Origin of the sequence: Leifsonia sp. 466MF (genome assembly GCF_900100265.1) — a bacterium.
GTDB lineage: Bacteria > Actinomycetota > Actinomycetes > Actinomycetales > Microbacteriaceae > Leifsonia.
Genome location: NZ_LT629696.1, coordinates 51,451 through 72,600, shown reverse-complemented (window position 1 = coordinate 72,600; position 21,150 = coordinate 51,451). Strand labels below are relative to the sequence as shown.

25 protein-coding genes are annotated in these 21,150 nt (G+C 69.7%); 7 read left to right on the top strand and 18 right to left on the bottom strand.

Going from position 1 to position 21,150, the window contains the following annotated elements:
* Positions 1 to 48: 48 nt before the first annotated feature.
* On the bottom strand, positions 49 to 897 hold the full coding sequence (locus tag BLR91_RS00375) for a fascin domain-containing protein (protein ID WP_231918770.1): 849 nt from the start codon (positions 895 to 897) through the stop codon (positions 49 to 51).
* Between the two features lie 165 nt (positions 898 to 1,062).
* Here BLR91_RS00375 and BLR91_RS00370 point away from each other — a divergent pair, with 165 nt between their 5' ends.
* On the top strand, positions 1,063 to 1,800 hold the full coding sequence (locus BLR91_RS00370; RefSeq protein WP_089878402.1) for a cysteine hydrolase family protein: 738 nt from the start codon (positions 1,063 to 1,065) through the stop codon (positions 1,798 to 1,800).
* Between the two features lie 104 nt (positions 1,801 to 1,904).
* On the opposite strand, the gene BLR91_RS00365 is transcribed toward BLR91_RS00370, so the two are convergent.
* From BLR91_RS00365 to BLR91_RS00335, 7 genes are all read right to left on the bottom strand, one after another.
* Complete coding sequence (locus tag BLR91_RS00365) at positions 1,905 to 2,318, bottom strand: heat shock protein transcriptional repressor HspR (RefSeq protein ID WP_018192448.1); 414 nt, start codon at positions 2,316 to 2,318, stop codon at positions 1,905 to 1,907.
* A 2-nt stretch (positions 2,319 to 2,320) separates the two neighbouring features.
* Entirely contained in the window at positions 2,321 to 3,313 is a 993-nt protein-coding gene (locus tag BLR91_RS00360; RefSeq protein ID WP_018192449.1) for a DnaJ C-terminal domain-containing protein, read from the bottom strand.
* A gap of 132 nt (positions 3,314 to 3,445) precedes the next feature.
* The gene (locus tag BLR91_RS00355) at positions 3,446 to 4,111 is read right to left on the bottom strand and encodes a nucleotide exchange factor GrpE (protein WP_018192450.1); all 666 of its coding nucleotides are present in this window, start codon (positions 4,109 to 4,111) and stop codon (positions 3,446 to 3,448) included.
* Positions 4,112 to 4,113: 2 nt separating this feature from the next.
* Positions 4,114 to 5,976: a molecular chaperone DnaK gene (dnaK, locus tag BLR91_RS00350; protein ID WP_018192451.1), complete on the bottom strand. Its 1,863-nt coding sequence runs from the start codon at positions 5,974 to 5,976 to the stop codon at positions 4,114 to 4,116.
* Positions 5,977 to 6,141: 165 nt separating this feature from the next.
* On the bottom strand, positions 6,142 to 6,987 hold the full coding sequence (locus tag BLR91_RS00345; RefSeq protein ID WP_231918769.1) for a siderophore-interacting protein: 846 nt from the start codon (positions 6,985 to 6,987) through the stop codon (positions 6,142 to 6,144).
* 51 nt (positions 6,988 to 7,038) lie between these two features.
* Entirely contained in the window at positions 7,039 to 7,563 is a 525-nt protein-coding gene (locus tag BLR91_RS00340) for an AAA family ATPase (protein WP_231918768.1), read from the bottom strand.
* 35 nt (positions 7,564 to 7,598) lie between these two features.
* A complete protein-coding gene (locus BLR91_RS00335) occupies positions 7,599 to 8,228 on the bottom strand; it encodes a pyridoxal 5'-phosphate synthase (RefSeq protein WP_089878409.1) in 630 nt (209 codons plus the stop codon).
* 80 nt (positions 8,229 to 8,308) lie between these two features.
* Here BLR91_RS00335 and BLR91_RS00330 point away from each other — a divergent pair, with 80 nt between their 5' ends.
* On the top strand, positions 8,309 to 9,040 hold the full coding sequence (locus BLR91_RS00330) for a GTP pyrophosphokinase (protein ID WP_018192455.1): 732 nt from the start codon (positions 8,309 to 8,311) through the stop codon (positions 9,038 to 9,040).
* A gap of 4 nt (positions 9,041 to 9,044) precedes the next feature.
* On the opposite strand, the gene BLR91_RS19895 is transcribed toward BLR91_RS00330, so the two are convergent.
* Positions 9,045 to 10,010, bottom strand: coding sequence for a hypothetical protein (locus BLR91_RS19895; RefSeq protein ID WP_157694699.1), 966 nt, complete (start codon positions 10,008 to 10,010; stop codon positions 9,045 to 9,047).
* Positions 10,011 to 10,156: 146 nt separating this feature from the next.
* On the opposite strand from BLR91_RS19895, the gene BLR91_RS00320 reads away from it, so the two are divergent.
* The gene (locus BLR91_RS00320; RefSeq protein ID WP_089878412.1) at positions 10,157 to 11,587 is read left to right on the top strand and encodes an MFS transporter; all 1,431 of its coding nucleotides are present in this window, start codon (positions 10,157 to 10,159) and stop codon (positions 11,585 to 11,587) included.
* Positions 11,588 to 11,602: 15 nt separating this feature from the next.
* On the opposite strand, the gene BLR91_RS00315 is transcribed toward BLR91_RS00320, so the two are convergent.
* The 3 genes from BLR91_RS00315 to BLR91_RS00305 all read right to left on the bottom strand — a co-directional run bounded on the left by BLR91_RS00315 (position 11,603) and on the right by BLR91_RS00305 (position 13,539).
* Positions 11,603 to 11,962 carry a cupin domain-containing protein gene (locus tag BLR91_RS00315; RefSeq protein ID WP_089878415.1) on the bottom strand — a complete coding sequence of 120 codons (360 nt, stop codon included), beginning with the start codon at positions 11,960 to 11,962 and terminating at the stop codon, positions 11,603 to 11,605.
* Positions 11,962 to 12,687, bottom strand: coding sequence for an alpha/beta fold hydrolase (locus tag BLR91_RS00310; protein WP_020076530.1), 726 nt, complete (start codon positions 12,685 to 12,687; stop codon positions 11,962 to 11,964). The genes BLR91_RS00315 and BLR91_RS00310 overlap by 1 nt, the downstream gene beginning before the upstream one ends.
* Before the next feature lie 150 nt (positions 12,688 to 12,837).
* Positions 12,838 to 13,539, bottom strand: coding sequence for a MarR family winged helix-turn-helix transcriptional regulator (locus tag BLR91_RS00305; RefSeq protein ID WP_231918767.1), 702 nt, complete (start codon positions 13,537 to 13,539; stop codon positions 12,838 to 12,840).
* 55 nt (positions 13,540 to 13,594) lie between these two features.
* Between BLR91_RS00305 and BLR91_RS00300 the strand changes: the two genes are divergently transcribed.
* Positions 13,595 to 14,530, top strand: coding sequence for a MarR family winged helix-turn-helix transcriptional regulator (locus BLR91_RS00300; protein ID WP_089878421.1), 936 nt, complete (start codon positions 13,595 to 13,597; stop codon positions 14,528 to 14,530).
* Positions 14,527 to 15,078, top strand: coding sequence for an isopentenyl-diphosphate Delta-isomerase (gene idi / locus BLR91_RS00295; protein WP_018192460.1), 552 nt, complete (start codon positions 14,527 to 14,529; stop codon positions 15,076 to 15,078). The genes BLR91_RS00300 and idi overlap by 4 nt, the downstream gene beginning before the upstream one ends.
* Positions 15,079 to 15,163: 85 nt before the next feature.
* On the opposite strand, the gene BLR91_RS00290 is transcribed toward idi, so the two are convergent.
* The 4 genes from BLR91_RS00290 to BLR91_RS00275 form a co-directional block, all read right to left on the bottom strand.
* A complete protein-coding gene (locus BLR91_RS00290; RefSeq protein WP_089878424.1) occupies positions 15,164 to 15,907 on the bottom strand; it encodes a glycoside hydrolase family 16 protein in 744 nt (247 codons plus the stop codon).
* A 10-nt stretch (positions 15,908 to 15,917) separates the two neighbouring features.
* Entirely contained in the window at positions 15,918 to 16,445 is a 528-nt protein-coding gene (locus BLR91_RS00285; protein WP_089878425.1) for a hypothetical protein, read from the bottom strand.
* 26 nt (positions 16,446 to 16,471) lie between these two features.
* Positions 16,472 to 17,074: a dCTP deaminase gene (dcd, locus tag BLR91_RS00280; protein WP_018192463.1), complete on the bottom strand. Its 603-nt coding sequence runs from the start codon at positions 17,072 to 17,074 to the stop codon at positions 16,472 to 16,474.
* 65 nt (positions 17,075 to 17,139) lie between these two features.
* Positions 17,140 to 17,406, bottom strand: a complete 267-nt coding sequence (locus BLR91_RS00275) for a hypothetical protein (protein WP_029042926.1) — start codon at positions 17,404 to 17,406, stop codon at positions 17,140 to 17,142.
* Between the two features lie 140 nt (positions 17,407 to 17,546).
* Here BLR91_RS00275 and BLR91_RS00270 point away from each other — a divergent pair, with 140 nt between their 5' ends.
* Positions 17,547 to 17,945 (top strand): DUF7144 family membrane protein, encoded by a 399-nt coding sequence (locus tag BLR91_RS00270; RefSeq protein ID WP_089878428.1) that lies wholly within the window; start codon positions 17,547 to 17,549, stop codon positions 17,943 to 17,945.
* 17 nt (positions 17,946 to 17,962) lie between these two features.
* A complete protein-coding gene (locus BLR91_RS00265) occupies positions 17,963 to 18,229 on the top strand; it encodes a hypothetical protein (protein WP_089878432.1) in 267 nt (88 codons plus the stop codon).
* Between the two features lie 34 nt (positions 18,230 to 18,263).
* On the opposite strand, the gene BLR91_RS00260 is transcribed toward BLR91_RS00265, so the two are convergent.
* A complete protein-coding gene (locus tag BLR91_RS00260; RefSeq protein ID WP_089878436.1) occupies positions 18,264 to 19,616 on the bottom strand; it encodes a M20/M25/M40 family metallo-hydrolase in 1,353 nt (450 codons plus the stop codon).
* A gap of 23 nt (positions 19,617 to 19,639) precedes the next feature.
* Positions 19,640 to 21,088 (bottom strand): anaerobic C4-dicarboxylate transporter family protein, encoded by a 1,449-nt coding sequence (locus BLR91_RS00255; RefSeq protein ID WP_089878439.1) that lies wholly within the window; start codon positions 21,086 to 21,088, stop codon positions 19,640 to 19,642.
* Between the last annotated feature and the right edge of the window lie 62 nt (positions 21,089 to 21,150).

The window sequence follows — 21,150 nt, the reverse complement described above, 5'->3', positions numbered from 1 at the left end:
ATCGGGTGAGTCGTCGATGACGACGATGGCGCCGACCACCTCGAGTTGTCACTGCATCAGGAACTTCTCCCCCACGCCGATGGTCGTCCGGTTGGCGATGAGCGCCCCCGTACCCGCGTTGTCGGCACTCACGTACTTTCCGTTGGCGACCGCCAGCAGGCTGATCGTGCCGTCCCTGTTGGGGACGACCGTGAACTTCTCCCAGGGACCGATCGCGGTGCGATTCGCGATGAGCGCGCTGGCGCCCTCATCTTCTGCGACGACGTACTTGCCGTTGGCGCCGGCGCGGAGGCTGACGGTTCCGTCGCCATTGTTGAGCACGGTGAACTGCTCCCACAGCCCGGCCTGCGACCGGTTCGCCATCAGCGGCCGCTCGCCCTCGTCTTCCGCCGTCACGTACAGTCCGTTGACCTGCGCGACCAGCTGGACATCGCCGACCACCGCCGCGGGCAGCACGGTCACGACCTGCGAGCGGGCCGACAGTACCCGGTAGCCGCCCTGGGACGCCTCCCAATAGGCGCTCACTTCCACGGTGTAGTCGATGTAGCCGACTCGGAGATCGAGGGGCGTGACGACGTGCTTCAGCGTCGCGACGAACTGCTCCCCGGGCTGAAGCGGGTCTTCTCGGACGCCCCACGGAGAGCCGGGGTCGTCGGCTCTGTTCCAGCGCGTGCCGTTGAGCGCGACACTTCCGGTGTTGGCGATCGTCGTGCGGATGGTGACGGCGTCGCCCACACGCGCCGGGTTCGAGGTGGTCCATCCAGGATCCACCAACTCTGCTCGCGCAGTCACATGCCCGACCTCCTGCACCTGCGCGCTGACCCGGCTGGACAGGTCGGCGGCCGATGCTGCTGCCGGCTCGGCTGGCATGAGCAAGCCGGCCCCGGTGAAGGCCATGATCGCCGCCGCCGCGATTGTTCGGTACTGACGAGAGACATTTCGCACTCTGGGCTCCAATGTGAGGTGGTAGCACCCAGCCTGACATGGACCCCCGACGTTCGGCCAGGAGCATATTGTCGAGATGCGCTGTCGACGCGACGGCGAGACCTTTAGAGTTCAGCCATGAAGCGCGCGCTGATCGTGATCGACCTGCAGAACGAGTACGTCACCGGCAACCTGAAGATCTGCTACCCGGATCTGATGACGTCCATCCCCAACATCGAGGTCGCGTGGGACGCGGCCGACGACCACGGCGTTCCGGTCGTCGTCGTCCAGCACATCGAGGACGAAGGGTCGCCGGTCTTCGCGCGCGGCTCGGACGGCGCCGCGCTGCACGAGACGATCATCGATCGCACGCCCGCGCACGTGGTGACCAAGGGGAGCGTCTCCGCGTTCCCCGGCACCGATCTCGAGAGCTGGCTGCGGGCCAACGACGTCGACACGGTCACCATCGCCGGTTACATGACGCAGCACTGCTGCGCGGGGACGGCTCGAGATGCGTCCGAGCTCGGCTTCACCGTCGAGTTCCTGTCGGATGCCACGGGCACGCTCGACCTCGTCAACGAGGCCGGCGCGATCTCGGCGGACGCCCTCCACCGCAGCGTGCTGGTGACGATGCAGTCGGAGTTCGCCGCCGTCGCCACAACGGAGGAGTGGACGCTCGCGGTCGAGGCGGGCGACACGCTGCCGGTGTCGAACCTGTGGGACAGCACCGGCCACGCACGGCTCCCGGAGAAGCACGCCGAACTGCACAAGCTCATGCGCGAGGTGCGGGCCGGGATCGACGACGACATCGCCGCGACCGAGGCGCACAACATCCAGAACACCCTCTACGTCGGCCAGGGCGTCTCGTCGCTCTGACACGGCGCCGAAGCGCACGTTGTGGCGGCTATTTCGGGGATTTGGCAGCCACGACGTGCACTTCGACGGAAGATGGGACTCGGGGGACGCGAGCGGTCGAGCGGTCAGCGCTCGAGGGGGCGCCAGACGACGAGCTGGTTGCTGCGGCGCACGCGGGTGCCTGCGCGCATCGAGACGACCTCGCCCTCCGAGCCCGCCGCGAACACGCGGCGGCCCGGACGGTTCAGGAGCTCGTCGGCGAGGGCGCTCTCCAGCTCCCGGACGCGGCCGCGAAGTTCGCCCACCTGATCCTCCAGTTCGAGGATGCGGCGGATGCCCTCCAGGCTGACGCCCTCCGAGCCGAGGCGGGCGATCTCCTGGAGCTTCTCGATGTCGCGCATCGAATAGCGGCGCGACTTGCCGGCCGTGCGGCTGGGGCTGACGAGTCCGAGCCGGTCGTACTGGCGGAGCGTCTGCGGGTGCATGCCCGCGAGCTCCGCCGCGATCGAGATCACGAAGACCTGGCTGTGCTCGTCCATCGTCAGCTCCGGGCCTTGGCCAGGATGTCGTCGCGCGGGTTCTCGTCGGGAAGCTTCGCGGCGAACGCCTCGAGCGCCTCCTTGGCGTCAGCGGACAGGTGCGACGGCACGGCGACCTGGACCACGGCGAGCAGGTCGCCGGTGCCCTTGCTGGTCTCGACGCCGCGGCCCTTCACGCGCAGCACGCGGCCGCTCGGGGTTCCGGGGGCGACGCGCAGCTTGACGGGGTCGCCGCCGAGCGTCGGCACCTCGATGGTCGCGCCGAGCGCGGCCTCCGCGAAGGTGACCGGGACGTTGACGCGGAGATTCAGGCCGTCGCGCTCGAAGACGGGGTGCTTGCGCACAGAGACGGTGAGCACGATGTCGCCCGCCTCCCCGCCGTCCGGGCTCGGCTGGCCCTTGCCGCGCAGCTTGATCTTCTGCCCGTCGGCGACGCCGGCGGGGATCTTGACCTTGATGGGCTTGCCGTCGGACGCCTGCAGCGTGATGGTCTCGCCGCGCGTCGCGGTCACGAAGTCGATGGTGGTGTGTGCGGTCACGTCGCGGCCGCGCGTCGGGCCGCCGTAGCCGCGGAACCCGCCGGTCGTCGTGCCGAACCGGCCGTTGCCGAAGAGCCCGCCGAAGACGTCGTCGAAGTCGCCGCCGCCCTGCTGGAACGTGTAGCGCTGGCCGCCCGCTCCGCCCTGGCCGAACATCCCGCCGAAGACGTCGTCGAAGCCGCCCTGGGCGCCAGATCCCGGAGCCGTGAACCGGGCACCGGTCCCCATGGCGCGGATCTGGTCGTACTCCTTGCGCTCCTCCGGATCGCTGAGCACCGAGTAGGCCTCGCTGATCTCCTTGAACTTCGCCTCCGCGGCGGCATCGCCGGGGTTGGAGTCGGGATGGTACTTGCGGGCGAGCTTGCGGTAGGTCTTCTTGAGGTCCGCCTCGCTGACGTCCTTGGAGACGCCAAGGACCTTGTAGAAGTCCTTGTCGAACCAGTCTTGGCTAGCCACGGGCGCCTCCTCTCAAGTCGTTGTCGGTGTTCGTGGATGAAGTCTGCATGAAAAATCGTGCGCGCACAGGCCGAGCGGAGCGGCGGGAACCGTTCCCCGCCGCTCCGCCATGCCGTGCGCCGTGTCGCCGGGTCAGGCCGGCACCGCGACGACGACCTTCGCCACCCGGACGGTGGTGGAGCCCAGCCGGTAGCCGGTCTCGACCACCTCGGCGACGGTGTCCGCCGTCACGCCGGGGGTGGGCTGCTGGAAGATCGCCTCGTGGATCTGCGGGTCGAAGGGCTCGCCCTTCTCGCCGTACGGGGTGAGGCCGAGACGCTCGACCGCGGTCCGGAGCTTGGCGGCGATGGTGAAGAACGCGCTGCCCTCCCCCAGATCGCCGTGCTTCTCCGCGCGCTCGAGGTCGTCGAGCACGGGGATGAGCCCCTTCACCGCATCGCCGACCGCACGCTCGCGCTCGATCTCACGGTTGGCCTCGGTGCGCTTGCGGTAGTTCGCGTACTCCGCGGTCACCCGCTGGAGGTCGGCGAGACGCTCGGCCGCGAGCTGCTCGGCGGTCGTCTGGCCGGACAGGATGTCGAGGTCGTCATCGCTCAGGATGGGACCCTCCTCCTGGTTCTCGGCCGGTCCGACGTCGACGAGCTCCTCGTGCGCGAGGTCGTGCTCGCCGGCGTCGTCCGCCTTCTGCTCACCCTCGGGCTGCCGGACCTTCCCGGTCTCGGGGTCGATCCTCCGCTTGTCGCGGATGATCGGCTCCTCGTGTTCTGGCTCCGGGGAGCCGCCGTTCTGGTCCGACATGATTACTTCTTCTCCTCGTCCTCGACGACCTCGGCGTCGATGACGTCCTCATCGTCGGAGGAGGACTCGCCGGCCTGCTGGCCGTCGCCCGCCTCACCGGCCGGGGTCTCGGTCGGCTGCGCCGAGGAGTAGATCGCCTCGCCGAGCTTCTGCTGGCTGGAGCTGAGCTTCTCGTACGCGGTCTTCACCGCCTCGTCGTCGTCGCCGGCGAGGGCGGTCTTGAGGCCGTCCACATCGCCCTGGACCTCGTTCTTGACGTCCTCGGGGAGCTTGTCCTCGTTGTCCTTGATCAGCTTCTCGATCGAGTAGACGAGCTGCTCGGCCTGGTTGCGGGTCTCGGCGGACTCGCGGCGCTTCTTGTCCTCCGCCGCGTGCTCCTCGGCCTCGCGCACCATGCGGTCGATGTCCTCCTTCGGCAGGCTGGACCCGCCGGTGATGGTCATCGACTGCTCCTTGCCGGTGCCCTTGTCCTTGGCGGACACGTGCACGATGCCGTTGGCGTCGATGTCGAAGGTGACCTCGATCTGCGGGATGCCGCGGGGGGCCGGGGCGATGCCGGTCAGCTCGAAGGTGCCGAGCGGCTTGTTGTCGCGGGTGAACTCGCGCTCGCCCTGGAAGACCTGGATCGCGACGGACGGCTGGTTGTCGTCGGCCGTGGTGAAGGTCTCGCTGCGCTTGGTCGGGATGGCCGTGTTGCGCTCGATGAGCTTGGTCATGATCCCGCCCTTGGTCTCGATGCCGAGGGACAGCGGGGTGACGTCGATGAGGAGGACGTCCTTGCGCTCGCCCTTCAGGACACCGGCCTGGAGTGCGGCGCCGACGGCGACGACCTCGTCCGGGTTCACGCCCTTGTTGGGCTCCTTGCCGGTCTCCTGCTTCACGAGCTCGGAGACGGCGGGCATACGGGTCGATCCACCGACGAGCACGACGTGCGCGATGTCGGACACCTTGATGCCGGCCTCACGGATGACGTCCTGGAACGGCTTCTTGGTGCGGTCGAGGAGGTCGCTGGTCATCTGCTCGAACTGGGCGCGGGTGAGCGTCTCGTCGAGGTTGGCCGGGCCGTTCTCGGTGAGCGACAGGTAGGGCAGCTGGATGCTGGTCGACATGCTCGACGACAGCTCCTTCTTGGCCTGCTCCGCCGCCTCCTTCAGGCGCTGCAGCGCGATCTTGTCCTTGGAGACGTCGACGCCGGTGGAGTCCTTGAAGCGCTTGATCAGCCACTCCACGATCCGCTGGTCCCAGTCGTCGCCGCCGAGGCGGTTGTCACCCGCGGTCGCACGCACCTGGATGGTCGAGAAGTCGTCGTCCTTGCCCACCTCGAGCAGGGAGACGTCGAAGGTGCCGCCACCGAGGTCGAAGACGAGGATGAGCTCGTCCTCCTTGCCCTTGTCGAGGCCGTACGCGAGCGCGGCAGCGGTGGGCTCGTTGATGATGCGGAGCACGTTGAGGCCCGCGATCTCACCGGCCTCCTTGGTGGCCTGGCGCTCGGCGTCGTTGAAGTACGCCGGGACGGTGATGACCGCGTCGGTCACCGTGTCGCCGAGGTACTGCTCGGCGTCGCGCTTCAGCTTCTGCAGGATGCGGGCCGAGATCTCCTGCGGCGTGTACTTCTTGCCGTCGATCTCCTGGGTCCAGTTCGTGCCCATGTGGCGCTTGACGGACGAGATGGTGCGGTCGACGTTGGTCACCGCCTGGCGCTTGGCGGTCTCGCCGACGAGGACCTCGCCGTCCTTGGTGAAGGCGACCACCGACGGGGTGGTGCGGAAACCTTCCGCGTTCGCGATGACCGTGGGCTCGCCGCCCTCGAGCACCGCGACGACGGAGTTGGTGGTTCCGAGGTCGATTCCTACTGCACGTGACATGTGTGCTTCTCTCCTTTGTTGCTGGCTTGTGGCCGTGAAAGTCTGTGGTCAAGACTTGAGCCTCGACGGCTCAAGACTGTCATCCACAAGGGATGGTGTCAAGACGTCAAGCCCAAAACTTGAGTACACCAGACTCAACTTTGGAGGGGGGATGCGTATTCCCCGTCAGTGCCGCGATTTCCAGTATCCGCAGAACACGATGTCGGCCTTCGCCGTGCCGGTGGAGAGCCAGTGCCTGCGCATCCCGACCGCCAGCTCCGACTCGCCCACAGCCCAGCCGTACGAGCGCACCGCGGGGACGGCGAGCGACCGCGCGGCATCGGCGGCGAGCGCGCCCGGCACGCCACCGCGCTCGCCCCGGACAGCCCAGCGCACATCCATCCCGGCCGGCGCGATGAGCTCCTGCACGTCGTCCGGGTTCGGCACCTCGATGACCGCGGTGCCCTCCAGCCCCGGCGAGACGCTGGAGCGCTCGGCGAGAGAGGCCAGGATTCCGGCCACGGCGGGAAGTCCGGTCTCGTCGGCGACGATCCGCAGGTGCGCGATCTCCGCGGCCGGAGCGAAGGTGCGGCCCTCGTCGATGATGGCGACCGCATCGCCGCGCGCGCATCCCTCCGCCCAGGATGCGGCCGGACCGCTGGAGCCGTCGGCCGCCCGGTGCAGGACGAAGTCCACGTCGAGCTCCGGCCCTTCGGGACCGTCCGGCCGGAAGGCCCGGACGGTGTAGTTGCGCAGCACCGGCCGCACGGCCTTCGAGATGGCGAGGTAGCGGGCGTAGGCCAGGGTGTCGAGCTTCGTGGGCAGCCGGTCGAGGGTCGAGTCGTCACCCACCGGGATGAACAGCCGGAACCACTGGTCGTATCCCAGCGGCACGAACCGCTCGATGTCTCCGCCGCCGAGCGTCACGCGGACGAACCCGGACGAGATCCGTTCGCGGCGCAGAACGTGCAGGACGAGCAACTCGGAGCGCTCCGGCTTCACGCGCGTCGCCTGCATGTTGGTTCGTGCCATCGGAGCTCCCGTCGCCAGATTAGGTAAGCCTTACCTTATCTGGCGCGATGATCACGATCCACCCGTGTGCACGATCCAGCGGTCGAACAGCGCGAGTTCCGCGGCATCGGGAGCCTCGAACCTCTGCAGCGACTCGTCGAGCAGCTCTCGCGTGATCGGAACCTCTCCGTGACCCGGACGCGTATTCCTGCCTTCGAGTCGTCGCCACAGCTCCTCGACGGGGATGTCGAAGACGTGCAGCTCGGTGGTCGCCCCGAAACCCCGCGCGACCCGCCGGAGCTCGTCGCGCTCTGCCCGTGTCCACGACCCGTCCTCGAGGATCACGCTCTGCCCGTGTTCGAGCAGCTCCCGCCACAGCCGGTCGAGCCGCGCCTGCACCCGGTCGCGCAGCGGATCGAAGTAGTCGAGACCCAGGTCGGCCATCCACTCGTCGGTGCTGAAACGGATGGGGCTGAACCGGATGGCGCTGAACCCGATGGCGCCGATCTCCCGCGCCCGCTCGCGCGCCGCCGTCGTCTTGCCCGCGCCCGGCAGCGCGCAATACAGGATGAGGACCGGCCGGGCCGTCGCATCCACGGTTTCCTCCCCGACCACCGCTTCGTCCCCGCCCACTACGGCTGGACGCGCGAGACCGTCCACGCGCCGCCGTCGACCCGCACGTAGCGGAGGCGACGGTGCAGGCGGTCCGGGCTGCCGTGCCAGAACTCGATGAGGTCGGGCACCACGCGGTACGCGTACCAGTGCTCCGGCCGGCCGATCGGACCCTCCGCGGCCAGGATGTCGCGGGCAGCCCCGCGCAGCAGGTCGAGGTCGTCGAGGGGCGCATCCTGCTCGCTCACCGTCGTCGCGGCCTGCGCCTCACGCGTCCTGCGCGCGAACAGGTCGTCGGACTCGTCGTCGCCGAGCCGCTCCACCCGGCCGGTCACCCGTACCTGCTGCAGGAGCTCTCGCCAGTAGAGCACGACGGCGGCGCGCGGATCGGCCGCGAGCTGTCGTCCCTTCCGGCTGTCCGACGACGTGCCGAACTCGACGCCGTCGGCCGTGAGGCGCCTCAGAGCGACGGTGCGCGCATCCGGCGCGCCGTCCTCGTCGGTGGTCGCGAGCGTCGCCGCGAGCGCCTCGCGCACTCCGCGCTCCTTCGCGCGGCGGACCCACTCCTCGAGCAGTCCACCCGGCTCGGCAGGCGGGTCGTCGAACTCCGGCAGGAACAGATCGGCGTCTCCGGTGAGCGTGTGGGCCATAGCGTCACCATAGGCCCGGCACCGCGCGGCCCGGTGCGATTCACACCGGCCGCACAAGCACCGTCGATAGCGTCGGGATCATGGAAACGGATCCCGCCGCAGCCCCGCTCCTCTCCACGCGCGCCATCGAGGCGCTGCAGAACATCGACCCCGCGACGCTCAGCGAGGTGCAGGCGTTCCGGGACGATTTCGCGCGGTTCATCATGCCGTACAAGTTCGGCATCGACGAGATCTCGACCAAGGTGAGCATCCTCCGCGAGGAGTTCGCCGAGCTCCACGACTACAACCCGATCGAGCACCTCTCGAGCCGCCTCAAGTCGCCCGAGAGCATCGAGCAGAAGGTCATCCGCAAGAACTGCGAGCCGAGCTTCGATGCGATCCGCGAGGCGATCACCGACATCGCCGGCATCCGGATCGTGTGCAGCTTCGTCTCCGACGTGTACCGGGTGTTCGACCTGCTGACCGCGCAGGACGACGTCCGGGTGCTGCGCGTGAAGGACTACATCGCGCATCCGAAGTCGAACGGGTACAAGAGCCTGCACGTGATCGTCGAGGTTCCCGTCTTCCTCAGCGACGGGCCGGTGCTGGTGCCGGTGGAGATCCAGCTGCGGACGGTCGCGATGGACTTCTGGGCCAGCCTCGAGCACAAGATCTATTACAAGTACGACGGCGAGGTGCCGGCCGGTCTGCTGCGCGATCTGACCGCAGCGGCAGGCACGGCCAGCCAGCTCGACCTCACGATGGAGGACCTGCACCGGCAGGTGCGCGGCGACGACCGGGGAACGGTCTACAGCCTCCCCGCGTCGCGCTGAGCGGTCAGTAGCCGACCACCCCGGTGAAGTCCGGCGAGCCGTCGGGACGCGCGGGGAGCGGCTGGCCGTTGATGTAGCGCGGCCATTCGAGCCGGAGTCCCGCCGAGGCGTCGAGGCGCGGATATGCGGAGACGGGCGCCGCGGCGGAGGCAGGCGCGGCGGCGGGTGCCGGTGCCGCAACGGGCGTGGGCGGAGCGGTCGGCGTCCAGCCGGGAGTAGCAGCCGGCGCCGCGGCCGGCGCGAACGTCGGACCCTGGGCGGGAGCCTGCACGGGCGGCGGCGCGTACGGCATCGCGCCCGGACCGGCATAGGGTGCCGGCGCAGGGCGCACCGCCTTCGGCCCGAACAGCGAGTACGTGAGCGGGATGAGCACCGTGCCGAGCGCATCCAGAATCGCCACCACGGCCACCAGACGCCAGTACGTCTCGCCGAAGTCGACGTGCGTCCAGATCAGCGGCAGCGACAGTCCGGCGGTGAGCAGCCCGACGAGCACGAGGGTCGCCACCGTCACCTTGCTCATGATCGGCCCGGTGAACCGGCGCTGCGTGTTCAGCACCAGGTGGATGTGGAGCAGGCCGATCCGCGTCACCAGCACGAGCAGGAACCAGGAGAACGGCTGCCACCACGGGTCGTAGCCGTCGGACCCGTACAGGCCGTCGACCGGCTGCACGTCGGGGACCCACACCTTCCACAGCCCGATCCCGAACAGGTACACCGACGTGACGACGCTGACCGCGCCGAACCACGACGCCCGCCGCGCCGAGACGTCGGCGTCGTACCAGGAGATCAGGGCGAAGAAGACGAACAGGGCGATGGTGCCGATCAGCCGCCAGCAGGTGTCGTCGAACCGGCCGAGGATGACGGCGTAGACGCCGACGAGGGCGGCGGCGATCAGCGCGCCGATCACCACGCGGGGCAGCAGGTGCCGCACCCAGGCGTACGGGTTCGGGGCGGACGAGGCGGTACTCACGATGGAACCTCCACGGGTCGGGTGCTCGTCACGATACCGGTGGCCCAGCGGTGGGCTGAATCCGTGCGGCCACCCAAAAGGCCACCGTGCGGTCGCGGAGCCGCGCCGTTCACCGGCCGTTCCCCGCCACGCCCTACGCTGTGGCTATGACAGGTGCCGAACCCCGCGGCGTCGACGGCGACGCCCTGGTGACGACCGCGAGCCCGCTCTTCGCCGACAGCGCGACCGACCGCCGCATCCCCCGCGGGTGGGTGGTCGCCTGGGCGGCCTGGGACTGGGGCGGAGCCGCCTTCAACGCGGTCATCACGACCTTCGTGTTCACCGTCTACCTGACCAGCAGCCTCTTCGTCTCGCCCTCGATCGTGGCGGCTCGGGATGCCGAGGCCAGTACATCAGGACCGGCGCATGCCGCGTACGACGCCGCTGTCGCCGTGCTGTCGAGCGGGCTGGCGTGGGGCGTCGGCATCGCCGGCGCGGTCGTGGCCCTGCTCGCTCCCGTGCTCGGCCAGCGCACGGACGGGTCGGGACGCCGCAAGCTGTGGCTGGGGGTCAACACCGGCGTCGTGGTGCTGGTCACCGCATCCATGTTCTTCGTCGTCGGCGAGCCGTCGTACTTCCTGCTCGGCGTCGCGCTTGTGGCGATCGGGACGGTGTTCTACGAGATCGCGACCGTCAACTACAACGCGATGCTGGTGCAGGTGTCGACGCCGAAGACGGTCGGGCGCGTGAGCGGGTTCGGCTGGGGCGCCGGGTATCTGGGCGGCATCGTCCTGCTCCTCATCGTGTACTTCGGGATGGTGACGGGCTCGGGCGGTCTGCTGCATGTCCCGACCGAGGACGGCCTCAACATCCGCATCATCGCGCTGATCGCGGCGGCGTGGACGCTGATCTTCTCGCTCCCCGTGCTGTTCGTCGTGCCGGAGATCCCGCCGAACGCGCGCACCCCACGCGTGGGCTTCTTCCGGTCGTACGCGGTGCTCGTGCGCGACATCGGCAAGCTCTGGAAGGAGAGCCGGAACACCGTCCTCTTCCTGATCGCGTCCGCCCTGTTCCGGGACGGCCTGGTCGGCGTGTTCACGTTCGGCGGCATCCTCGCCCAAGGCACCTTCGGGTTCACCAGCGGACAGGTCATCATCTTCGCCATCGCGGCCAACGTCGTCGCCGGCGTCAGCACGCTGCTGTCCGGCCGGCTGGACGACCGGTTCGGCCCCAAGTCGGTCATCGTGACGTCGCTCATCGGACTGATCGTCGCCGGCCTGGCGGTGTTCTTCACGCACGACCTCGGCGCTGCCGCGTTCTGGGTGGGCGGCCTGGTGCTCTGCCTCTTCGTCGGGCCGGCGCAGTCGGCCAGCCGCACGTTCCTCGCGCGGGTGACGCCGGCCGGGCGCGAGGGCGAGGTGTTCGGGCTCTACGCGACGACCGGTCGCGCGGTGTCGTTCCTGGCGCCGACGCTGTTCGCGGTGTTCGTGGCGGTCGGCGGAGCGCAGTACTGGGGCATCCTCGCAATCGTGCTCGTGCTGGCGGCGGGTCTCGCGCTGCTGCTGCCGGTGCGGGCGCCGCGCCGGTCCGCCGCCTGACGGGCGGGGCCCGGCTCAGTCCACGACGGGATCGCCCTCGTCGACGAAGACGGCGAGCGGCTCCCCCACCTCCACGATGTACGTCGAGAGCATCTCTCCGGTGCCCGGCCCCACATCCAGCGCGTTGTGCGGCGTGCCGGGCGGGATGAGGAACCCGTCGCCCGCGTTCAGGTGCAGCGTCGGCCAGTCGCGGATGCGCATCTCCACCGACCCGGCGAGGATGTAGCCGACCTCCTCACCGGGGTGGATGTGCCAGCCCGACTCCACCCCGACGGGGATCTCGGTCAGCACCTGGACGATCTCGCGCCCGGGGATCGACGACGGCTGATGCTGCACCTCCGTCCGCCGCAGCTTGCCCGCAAGCGCATCCGACATCAGGAGACCGCTTTGAGCGCGCGGAGGATGTGGTCGGTCACGGCGCGCGGCTGCGAGATCATGATCACGTGCGAGCCCTCCAGCTCGATCGCATCGGCGCCCGCCCGCTCGGCCATCGAGCGGATCACATCGGCGCCGGCCGCCTTGTCGCCCGCGGCGACGACGGCCCACGACGGGAGGGTCTTCCACGCGGGCGACCCCGTCTTCTCGGCGAAAGCGGCCGCGGCGACGGGCCGCTGCGACGCCCCGAGCACGGCCGACTGGTCCGGCGGCAGGTCGCTGGCGAACGCCTCGTGGAACCGCGCCGGGTCGACGTAGAGCTCTGGAGCGGGCTCGCCGTCGGTCGGATACGTCGCCGGCTTGAGCGCCGCGTTCAGCACGCTGTCCGTCGAGCCGGCCTCCACATCCCCGAGCGCCTCCCCCTCGTCCGGCGCGAACGCGGCGACGTAGACGAGGCCGCGCACGTTGGCGAGACCGGTCGTGGCGTTCGTGATCACGGCGCCGCCGTAGGAGTGGCCGACGGCCAGCACCGGACCCTCGATCTGCTCGATCACGCTGCGGACGTAGGCGGCGTCGGCGGCCAGGCCGCGCAGCGGGTTCGCGGGCGCCTGCACCTTCACGCCCTCGGCGAGCAGGAGTTCGACCACCCCCGCCCAGCTGCCGGCGTCGGCGAAGGCGCCGTGCACGAGCACGACGGTGGGAGAGGAAGCGGCGTTATCGGTCATCGCGGGTCTCGTCTCTGAACTCGCCGGCCGCTCGACGACGATCGTCAGCGAAGCGAGGTGAGGCGGTTCATGCGACCGGGTGCGCCGTCGCCCGCGAGCCGGGAGGGCCCCAGGATAGGGAGCGGCCGGGGCGGCGGCAAGAGGATGCGGTCAGCTCTCAGCGTCCCTCTCGCCGGGGCGCGGCCACGCCCGCACGAAGCGGTCGAAGAGCTCGGCGAAGGTGCGTGCCTCCTCCGGCGTGAACGCCGACAGCGCCGCCTCGACCGCGGAGCGGCGGTGCGACCGCAGCTCGGTCAGCTGAGCCTTTCCGGAGGTGGTGAGCTGGATGAGCGCACGCCGCGCGTCTGACGGGTCCGGCACCCGACGCACGAGTCCCCGCTCCACTCCCTCCTGCACCAGGCGGCTCGCGCGTGGCTGGTCGACGCCGATGGCCTCGGCCACGCCGCTCACCGACAGGCTGCGACCGTCGGCCTCTGCCCCCTCCAGCGCCTCGAGCATCCGCACCCGGGCGATGCGGCCGAGGGAGCCGTCGCGGCCCCGGCGTCCGGGACCGGGGCGCGCGGAGTCGCCGAAGGGCGCGCCGGCCGGTGCACCGGGACCGCCCGGCGCGGCCCCGGACCCGCCCGACCCGGGGGCGAAGGGACCGGCCCCGAACGGTCCTGCACCGAAGGGACCGCTGCCCCAGTGGCCGCCACGACCCCCGTGGTGCCCATGGCCGTGGGGCATTCCGTCGGCCCACGGCGGGCGCCTCCGCGACTGGTCGCGGCGCACCGCGAGCAGTGCGTTCTCGACCATGGCGACGATGTCCGCCTCTGGCGGAATCGGCGGATCCTCTTGACGTCCATCGCTCATGCATGTAACTATACATTTACTTGTAACAGTACATACATCGAAAGGAGAGTCCACGATGACGAACATCGACGACTCCGCACAGACACCACCCGCACAGACGCCGCCCGGGTACTGGTTCGGCGTGATCGAAGGCCGGCTGCACGACCGCATGCGCGACGCACTGGCCGACCAGGGACTGCGCCGCGGAAGCTGGCGCATCCTCCACACCCTCGCCGACGGACCCGCGACTCCCGACGAGCTCGCCGCCCGGATGCCGCACGGCGACCGAGGCGACCATGGCAACCGAGGCGACCGTGGCGACCGGCCGGAGAGGTCCGGCGGCCGCGAATTCGGTCGCGGCTACGGCCACGGCCATGGGTTCCGCCCGGGATGGCGCGGCCAGGAGCCGCGGGACGAGCGACCGGCCGGTCCCTCCCCCGAGCACGGCGGCGCACATGAGCACCACGGCGACGACCCCCGCGGTGACCAGCGCGGGCACCACGACCACCACGGCCACGACCACCCGAACGCCTTCGAGCGCGGGTACGAGCGCGGCTTCGACCGCGGGTTCGCCTTCGGCACCGTGCGCGCCGGCCACCCCTTCGCCGCCTACCCGCCGCACGTCGGCGGCCCCTTCCCCGGCGGATACCCGTTCCCGGGTCCCGCGCGCGACTTCGGCGGACCGTGGGGCCACCGCCACCACCCGTTCGACCGCGACCGCCGCGGCGGACGTCGGGGCGCCCACCGCATCCACCGCGTCCTCGCCGAGTTCGTCGAGCGCGGCTGGGTCTGGTTCGACGGCGACCGCGCGACGCTGACCGACGAGGGACGCGCCGCTCACGACGAGGCCTTCGCCCGCGTCGAGGCTGTGCGCGCCGAGCTCGCGAACGGCATCTCGGAGCAGGACTACGCCACCACGATGAGCACGCTGGAGACCATGGCACGCAACCTCGGCTGGCAGCCGGGACGCCCGGCCGGGTCGCAGGATGGCGCGCCTAGTATGGACGCATGACGCCACCCCGCGAAGAGGTCGTGCTGCTCGCCGAGGACGGCACGCCCATCGGCACGGCGGACAAGGCGACGGTGCACACGGAATCCACTCCGCTGCACCTCGCCTTCTCGTGCCACCTCTTCGATGGGGAGGGTCGCATCCTGGTCACCCGCCGCGCTCTGACGAAGAAGACGTGGCCCGGGGTCTGGACCAACTCGTTCTGCGGGCACCCCGGCCCGGGTGAGGCGATCGAGGATGCGGTCGTCCGGCGCGCGGAGCACGAGCTCGGCGCCCGCATCGACAACCTGACGATCGCGCTCCCGGACTTCCGTTACCGCGCGGTGGATGCGGCGGGCATCGTCGAGTACGAAGTGTGCCCGGTCTACACCGCCACCGTCGTCGGCGAGCTGTCGCCCGCCGCGAGTGAGGTCGCCGAGTGGGCGTGGGCCGACCCGCGCTCTCTGCTCTCGGCCGTCGGCGAGACGCCGTGGGCGTTCAGCCCCTGGCTGACCCTCCAGCTGCCCGCGCTGTACGCCGACCAGAGCCTCGAAGCTTCGGGCCAGCTGTGAGTCCTGCTCATATTTTCCACCTGTGAAATTGACTGTGGATAACTAGCGCGGCGTATGCCCGCGCGGGCATCCCTGATGGCACGAATCAGTTCGCCCAGACCCGGTCGACCGAGAGCGTCGGCACGAACACTCCGCCCGCGCGGTCATCCGGCCACTCCGGGAAATCGAACACGGCGAGCATGAGCTGCAGCGGGTACTGCGGGGGCGCATCCAGTATCCGCACCACCCGGCCGTCCACCCGGAACGTCGCCTCGTCGCCGTCCCAGTGCGCTTCGTAGGCGTGCGGCTCGGTCACGTCGATCGGCAGCCGGATGCGCTCGAAGTCCTCGGCGAGGCGCGGGTCGCGGAACGCGTGGAAACCCATCCCGACCAGCGCTTCGTCCTCCTCGACGTCGCGGCCGAACACCTCCATCACGCACAGCTCCCCGCTGCGCTCCGGCTCGTCCTCGAAGCCGACCAGCCAGAGCGAGGCCATCGACCGCGGGCTGAGGTAGAGGGAGGCGCGCAAGCCGACCGTGCCGCGGTCGACCAGGCAGCCGCGGAACTCCTCCTGCGCCTCCCGGACGCGCAGTCCGTCGCGGAACGGCTGCTGCCCGACGGTCGAACCGACCGGTCCGGAGAAGTTGCCGGTCTGCATCCCGGAGACCCTCAGAGGGGGCTGGTGCTCGTCCGGGCACCACAGGCCCTGATCCGGCGGGATGCTCAACTCCAGGCGGGAGTCGTGGATCAGGTAGCTCGCACGCGTCTCGGCGAGCGAGCTCCACGCGGGCAGGTAGTGCGGAAGCCAGACCGAGCGGTCGAGCTGCGGCGCGTCGAAATCGTCGAACACCGCGCCGGCCTCATCCCGTGCGGGTGGCGTCGATGTGCTGCTCGAGCCACCAGGTGCGGCCCTCGTCGTCGGAGACCCAGCCGTCCCACTCGAACGAGTCGTCGGTGATGTTGGAGAAGTTCCAGCGGATGGGGCGGCCATCGGTCTGCGTGCCGTCCTGCCGGATGCCGTCGCGGCGGTAGGGCGTCGCGACGAGCGTGCAGAAGTCGCCGGCCGCCGCCCCGAACCAGCTGACCCGCCATGCGCCGAGGGCCGTGTCGTACACACGGACCGTCGAGCCGCGGCCGCGGGTGCCGTCCGGGTCGGTCTCGTCGCGGATCACGAGGACGTCCTGCACCGCCCGGCCCCCGAGCGTGTAGGCGAAGATCCACTCGTTGGTGGACTCACTCCACACGCCGTTCTCCTCGTCGAGCAGCCGGACGTCGGCGGTCCAGCTGCCGACCAGCCGGCCGAACAGGTGCATCCGTTGCGGGTTCTCCGGCATCGGACCCGAACTGATCAGGGCCCGTGCGAAGGCCGCGTCGGTGGTCTCGCTCATGGTGCCCCTCTCGGTCGGCGTGCGGGTCAGGCGGGACGTCCTGCCTCGGTGGTGGAGACGTCGGTGCGGTGGAAGTTGAGGTACGAACGGGACGCCGTCGGCCCGCGCTGCCCCTGGTAGCGGGACGAGTACTCCGCCGATCCGTACGGCCGCTCGGCGGCGGACGATAGCCGGAAGAAGCACATCTGGCCGATCTTCATGCCCGGCCACAGCTTGATCGGAAGCGTAGCGACATTGCTGAGTTCCAGCGTCACGTGACCCGAGAATCCCGGGTCGATGAATCCGGCGGTGGAGTGGGTCAGCAGTCCCAGCCGGCCGAGCGAGCTCTTGCCCTCCAGGCGCGCCGCGACGTCGTCGGGCAGGCTCACCAGCTCGAACGTCGACCCGAGCACGAACTCGCCGGGGTGCAGGATGAACGGCTGGTCCGCATCCACCTCGACGAAACGGGTCAGCTCGGGCTGGTCTTCCGCCGGGTCGATGAAGGGGTACTTGTGGTTGTCGAACAGCCGGAAGAACCGGTCGAGCCGTACGTCGATGCTCGACGGCTGGACCATCTCCGCCTCGAACGGCTCCAGAGAGATCCGCCCGGCACCCAGCTCGGCCTTGATGTCGCGATCGGAGAGAAGCACGTGGCCAGCCTATCGGGTGGGCGTGGTCGCGCACCCGTCGTTCTCGGCTGTCCCTTCGTGTGCGCTCAGTCTCGGCGGAACCCCTGGGTCGCGTCGTCGTAGGTGGTGTGCGGGCGCTTGATGGGCCCCTGCACCGGCGGAGGGACGTCGGCACGCGCGAGGGCGTGGAGGACGAGCTCCTCCACCATCTTCGCGGCGGTCGTGTGCCGGTGCTGGGCGATGCGGACCAGGGCGGCGTACTCCGGTTCGCCGAGATGGATCTTCAACGGCATCCCACCCGGAACGCAACCCGGACCGAGCGTGGTGGGTGCCGTGATGTCGGCTTCACTCATGGCCGAAGTGTGAACCTCCTGACGCGCCGCGGCTAGACAGCACCTGCCGCCGACCCTCCGGGGCCGGGACAAGTGGTGCATAGCCAGAAGTGCTGTCGGAGGCGCACCATTCGCCCAACAGGATCACTGGGAGGTGCGAGATGTCGGACGTCAGAACCACCGGCTGGATCGGCTGGGCTTATTTCGCGGCGGTCATGCTCTTCATCGGGGCGGCGATCGACCTGTTCTACGGAATCATGGCGATCATCGGCCCCAATACGGCCTACTTCGTCGGGTCCGGGGGCGGCGTGGCTTCGTTCAATGTGGCGGCGTGGGGGTGGTGGTCGCTGGTCGTCGGCGTTCTGCTGCTGCTCGCCGGCCTCTTCCTGCTCCAGGGGGCCACCTGGGCGCGCGTCGTCGTGGTGATCATCGCCGCGATCAGTGCCGTCTCGCATGTGATGGTGCTGCCGGCGCAGCCGTGGTGGTCGATCATCGCGATCGCCCTCGACGTGCTCGTGATCTACGCGGTCACGGTGCACGGCCGAGAACTGCGCCGCTAGCCGCCCGGAGGTGTCGCGTGAGCGCTGAGACGTACCGAGCCCTCTTCCTGCACCCGGATGAGGATGAGGACGATTTCAGCGCTCAGCTCCCCGTGGTGAGCGCCGCTCCGCCCGCGCTGATCCGGGCGGCGACGACCTACGCGGGTGCGCAGGCGGTCGCGGTCTACCGGCTCGCGGAGGCGAGCGCGTGGCCGGAGGCGGCCGCATTCCTGTACGAGAAGACCATCCCGGGCACGGTGCCGGACGGCGAGCAGCTCGAGCAGGTCGAGACCCCGGACGACTGAACGCCAGACGACTGAACGTCGGCCGGGGTCTCCGTCACTCCTCCGCGCCGGCGAACCTCCGGATGAAACCGACCTGTGCGTCGATCATGCGGCGGATCTCGGCTGGGTCGACCGACTCGTCCGACGCGTGGATGCGCGACTGCTTGGTGTCCTCCGCGCCCCAGAGAACGATTGCAGCACCCGGGGAGACCGAGCGGAGCGACGACACGAGAGGGATCGACGCGCCGCTCCCGATGAGCTCGGCCGGTCGATCGTACGCATCGTCGAGGGCATCGGTAGCAGCGCGGATCGCCGGATGCTCCGCATCCACCCGGAACGCCTGACCGACTTTGACCTTCTCGACCTCGACCTCGCAGTTCCAGGGCCGCTGCCGCCGGAGGTGCGCCATGAGGGCCTCGAGTTGGGCGTCCCCATCCGATCCGGGGATGATGCGCATCGACAGCTTCGCCGTGACCTCCGGAAGCAGGACGTTCGACGCCTCGGCGGTGCCGGGAAGATCCATGCCGAGGACCGTCACGGAGGGCCGCATCCAAATCCGGTCCGCCAGGGAACCGGTCCCCAGGAACTCGACGCCGGGCAGGATGGACGAGCCGTCGCGGTAGACGTCCTCATCCATCGCGGCGCCGTCCCAGCTACCGCTGTCGACACCGTCGATCACCGTGTCGCCATTCTCGTCGTGGAGTGAGTCGAGGATGCGGATCATCGCGGTCATGGCGTCCGGCGCGGCACCTCCGAACATTCCGGAGTGCACGGGGTTGGCCAGGGTGCGCACGGTGATCGTGCAGGCGACGTCGCCGCGAAGGGCCGTGGTCAGCCCGGGCCGGCCTGCCTCCTGACCGCCGATATCGGCGATCACCGCCGCGTCGCAGGCGAAGAGCTCGGGGTTGGCCTCGACGAACGCTTCGAGGTGCGAGATCGTCTCCTCCTCGCCCTCGACGAGCAGCTTCACGCGGCAGGGACGGTTTTCACCGAGCAGCGACAGGGTGGCGTAGTGGATGACGAGGCCCGACTTGTCGTCGGCTGCACCACGGCCGTAGATGCGGCCGTCCTCCTTGGTCACGGGCTCGAACGGCTCGCTCGTCCATCCCTGGCTCCGCGGCGCCGGCTGCACGTCATAGTGGGCGTAGAGGAGGACGGTCGGCGAACCGTCCGGGCCGGGAAGGTCCGCGTACACGCAGGGGTAGCCGCCCGGCACGTCGAGGAGCCGCGCGTCGAAGGCTCCGACGTCCTTGAACAGCCGCACGACGGCCTCCCCCATCCGGTGGACCGGGTCGGGGTCGAAGCCCGGGAAGGCGACCGATGGGATGCGCACCAGCTCGGCGAGCCGCTCCAGCACGTCCGGCATCAGGTTGTCCGCCCCTGCGTCGGTTCTGTTCGAGTCGGGCATGATCTTTCTCCTCACTCCGACGGTCAACGCGGGACGACGAGCTGGATGAGCAGCCCGGAGAGCACGACGGCGACCCAGGAGACCAGCATCGGGATGGTGAACGAGTGCCATACCGGCACCTGCGTGAGTTTGGTGGTGCCGGTGCGGTCCGTCTCCACCGCGGCGATCTGGGAGCCGTTCGCCGGGAACAGCCAGACGCCGATCAGCGACGGCCACATCGCGGTGATGATTCCCGGAGCGAGGCCGGCCGCCAGAGCGATCGGGATCAGCGTGTTGGTCGTCGCCGACTGACTGGTGGTCAGGCCGCAGACCAGGAACAGAGCGACCGCCAGCAGCAGTGGCTGCGCCTGGATCAGCTCCCCCAGCGGCTTGATGATGGTCTCCTCGTTGGCCGAGATGAACGTGTCGGCCATCCACGCGATGCCGAACAGGGCGACCGCCGCCACATAGCCTGCGCGCAGGAGCGGCTGCTCCACCACCAGCGACGGCTTGACCTTTCTCACCAGGATGATGACCAGAGCTGCCGTGAACATCACCATCTCGATCACGGTCGCCATCGGGATGGGGACGAGCTCGCCCTCCTCGTCGGGAAAGGCGGGGCGCAGTCCGGGGAAGAGCCCGAGCAGCACGACGAGGAGCGTGCCGGCGACGAAGATCCACGCCGCGGTGGCGCCTCCGGGCGGGACGGGGTGCTCGATCTGCGAGGCTTCCTCGCGAGAGAGCCGACCGGGCCGCCCGGAGCCGGCCCCCCGGCCGGTCTTCACCGCGGTCGGAGTCGCGCCACCGCCGGCGCGAGCCTCGGCGTACTGCGTCTCGAGCGCGGCGGGAAGTTCGACCGCGCCGCTTTCCACGCGCTTCAGATACGCCGGATCGTTGAGCAGCTCTTTGCCCACCCCCTGCTGGACGAACGACGTGACGATGCAGGCGACGATCGCCGACGGGATGGTGATCACGAGCACCTGGGTCAGGCCGAACCCCTTCGACTCCATCAGCACCAGGTAGGCCGCCATGGCCGCCGAGACGGGGCTCGCCGTGATCCCCAGGCCCGACGTCACGGTCGACGCGGCGAGCGCGCGCTCCGGCCGCTGGCCGTTGCGGTACGCGGTCTCGTAGATCACCGGGATCAGAGCGAAGAAGATGTTCGACGTACCGGAGAGCACGGTGAAGACGAACGCCACCAGGGGTGCCACATAGGTCAGCCGACGCGGATTGCGCTGGATGATCTTGGACGCGATCGACACCAGGTAGTCGATGCCGCCCGCGGCCTGCATCGCGCTGGATGCGGTGATCACGGCGATGATGATGAAGAACGCGTCGATCGGGGGCGATCCGGGCGGCAGCCGGAAGACGAACACGAGGATCGCCGTCCCTACCACGCCCCACAATCCCAGCCCGATCCCGCCGGTGCGGACACCGAGCACGATCGCGCCGATCACGACGCACGCTTGGATGATGACCAGTGCGATGTCCATGACGGACCTCCTTGCCCGGCCACAGGATGCACCCTGCTGAGCGGTCTCGGGAATACGTGAAT

Excerpts from the sequence above, each read along its gene's own strand:
- BLR91_RS00270 (WP_089878428.1), top strand. The coding sequence starts at position 17,547 with ATGTCGGACGTCAGAACCACCGGCTGGATCGGCTGGGCTTATTTCGCG.
- idi (WP_018192460.1), top strand. The coding sequence starts at position 14,527 with ATGACGCCACCCCGCGAAGAGGTCGTGCTGCTCGCCGAGGACGGCACG.
- BLR91_RS00305 (WP_231918767.1), bottom strand. The coding sequence starts at position 13,539 with ATGAGCGATGGACGTCAAGAGGATCCGCCGATTCCGCCAGAGGCGGAC.
- dnaK (WP_018192451.1), bottom strand. The coding sequence starts at position 5,976 with ATGTCACGTGCAGTAGGAATCGACCTCGGAACCACCAACTCCGTCGTC.
- BLR91_RS00365 (WP_018192448.1), bottom strand. The coding sequence starts at position 2,318 with ATGGACGAGCACAGCCAGGTCTTCGTGATCTCGATCGCGGCGGAGCTC.
- BLR91_RS00275 (WP_029042926.1), bottom strand. The coding sequence starts at position 17,406 with ATGAGTGAAGCCGACATCACGGCACCCACCACGCTCGGTCCGGGTTGC.
- BLR91_RS00320 (WP_089878412.1), top strand. The coding sequence starts at position 10,157 with ATGACAGGTGCCGAACCCCGCGGCGTCGACGGCGACGCCCTGGTGACG.
- BLR91_RS00345 (WP_231918769.1), bottom strand. The coding sequence starts at position 6,987 with ATGGCACGAACCAACATGCAGGCGACGCGCGTGAAGCCGGAGCGCTCC.
- BLR91_RS00260 (WP_089878436.1), bottom strand. The coding sequence starts at position 19,616 with ATGCCCGACTCGAACAGAACCGACGCAGGGGCGGACAACCTGATGCCG.
- BLR91_RS00285 (WP_089878425.1), bottom strand. The coding sequence starts at position 16,445 with ATGAGCGAGACCACCGACGCGGCCTTCGCACGGGCCCTGATCAGTTCG.
- BLR91_RS00315 (WP_089878415.1), bottom strand. The coding sequence starts at position 11,962 with ATGTCGGATGCGCTTGCGGGCAAGCTGCGGCGGACGGAGGTGCAGCAT.
- BLR91_RS00310 (WP_020076530.1), bottom strand. The coding sequence starts at position 12,687 with ATGACCGATAACGCCGCTTCCTCTCCCACCGTCGTGCTCGTGCACGGC.
- BLR91_RS00255 (WP_089878439.1), bottom strand. The coding sequence starts at position 21,088 with ATGGACATCGCACTGGTCATCATCCAAGCGTGCGTCGTGATCGGCGCG.
- BLR91_RS00300 (WP_089878421.1), top strand. The coding sequence starts at position 13,595 with ATGACGAACATCGACGACTCCGCACAGACACCACCCGCACAGACGCCG.
- BLR91_RS00330 (WP_018192455.1), top strand. The coding sequence starts at position 8,309 with ATGGAAACGGATCCCGCCGCAGCCCCGCTCCTCTCCACGCGCGCCATC.
- BLR91_RS00355 (WP_018192450.1), bottom strand. The coding sequence starts at position 4,111 with ATGTCGGACCAGAACGGCGGCTCCCCGGAGCCAGAACACGAGGAGCCG.
- BLR91_RS00375 (WP_231918770.1), bottom strand. The coding sequence starts at position 897 with ATGGCCTTCACCGGGGCCGGCTTGCTCATGCCAGCCGAGCCGGCAGCA.
- BLR91_RS00335 (WP_089878409.1), bottom strand. The coding sequence starts at position 8,228 with ATGGCCCACACGCTCACCGGAGACGCCGATCTGTTCCTGCCGGAGTTC.
- BLR91_RS00370 (WP_089878402.1), top strand. The coding sequence starts at position 1,063 with ATGAAGCGCGCGCTGATCGTGATCGACCTGCAGAACGAGTACGTCACC.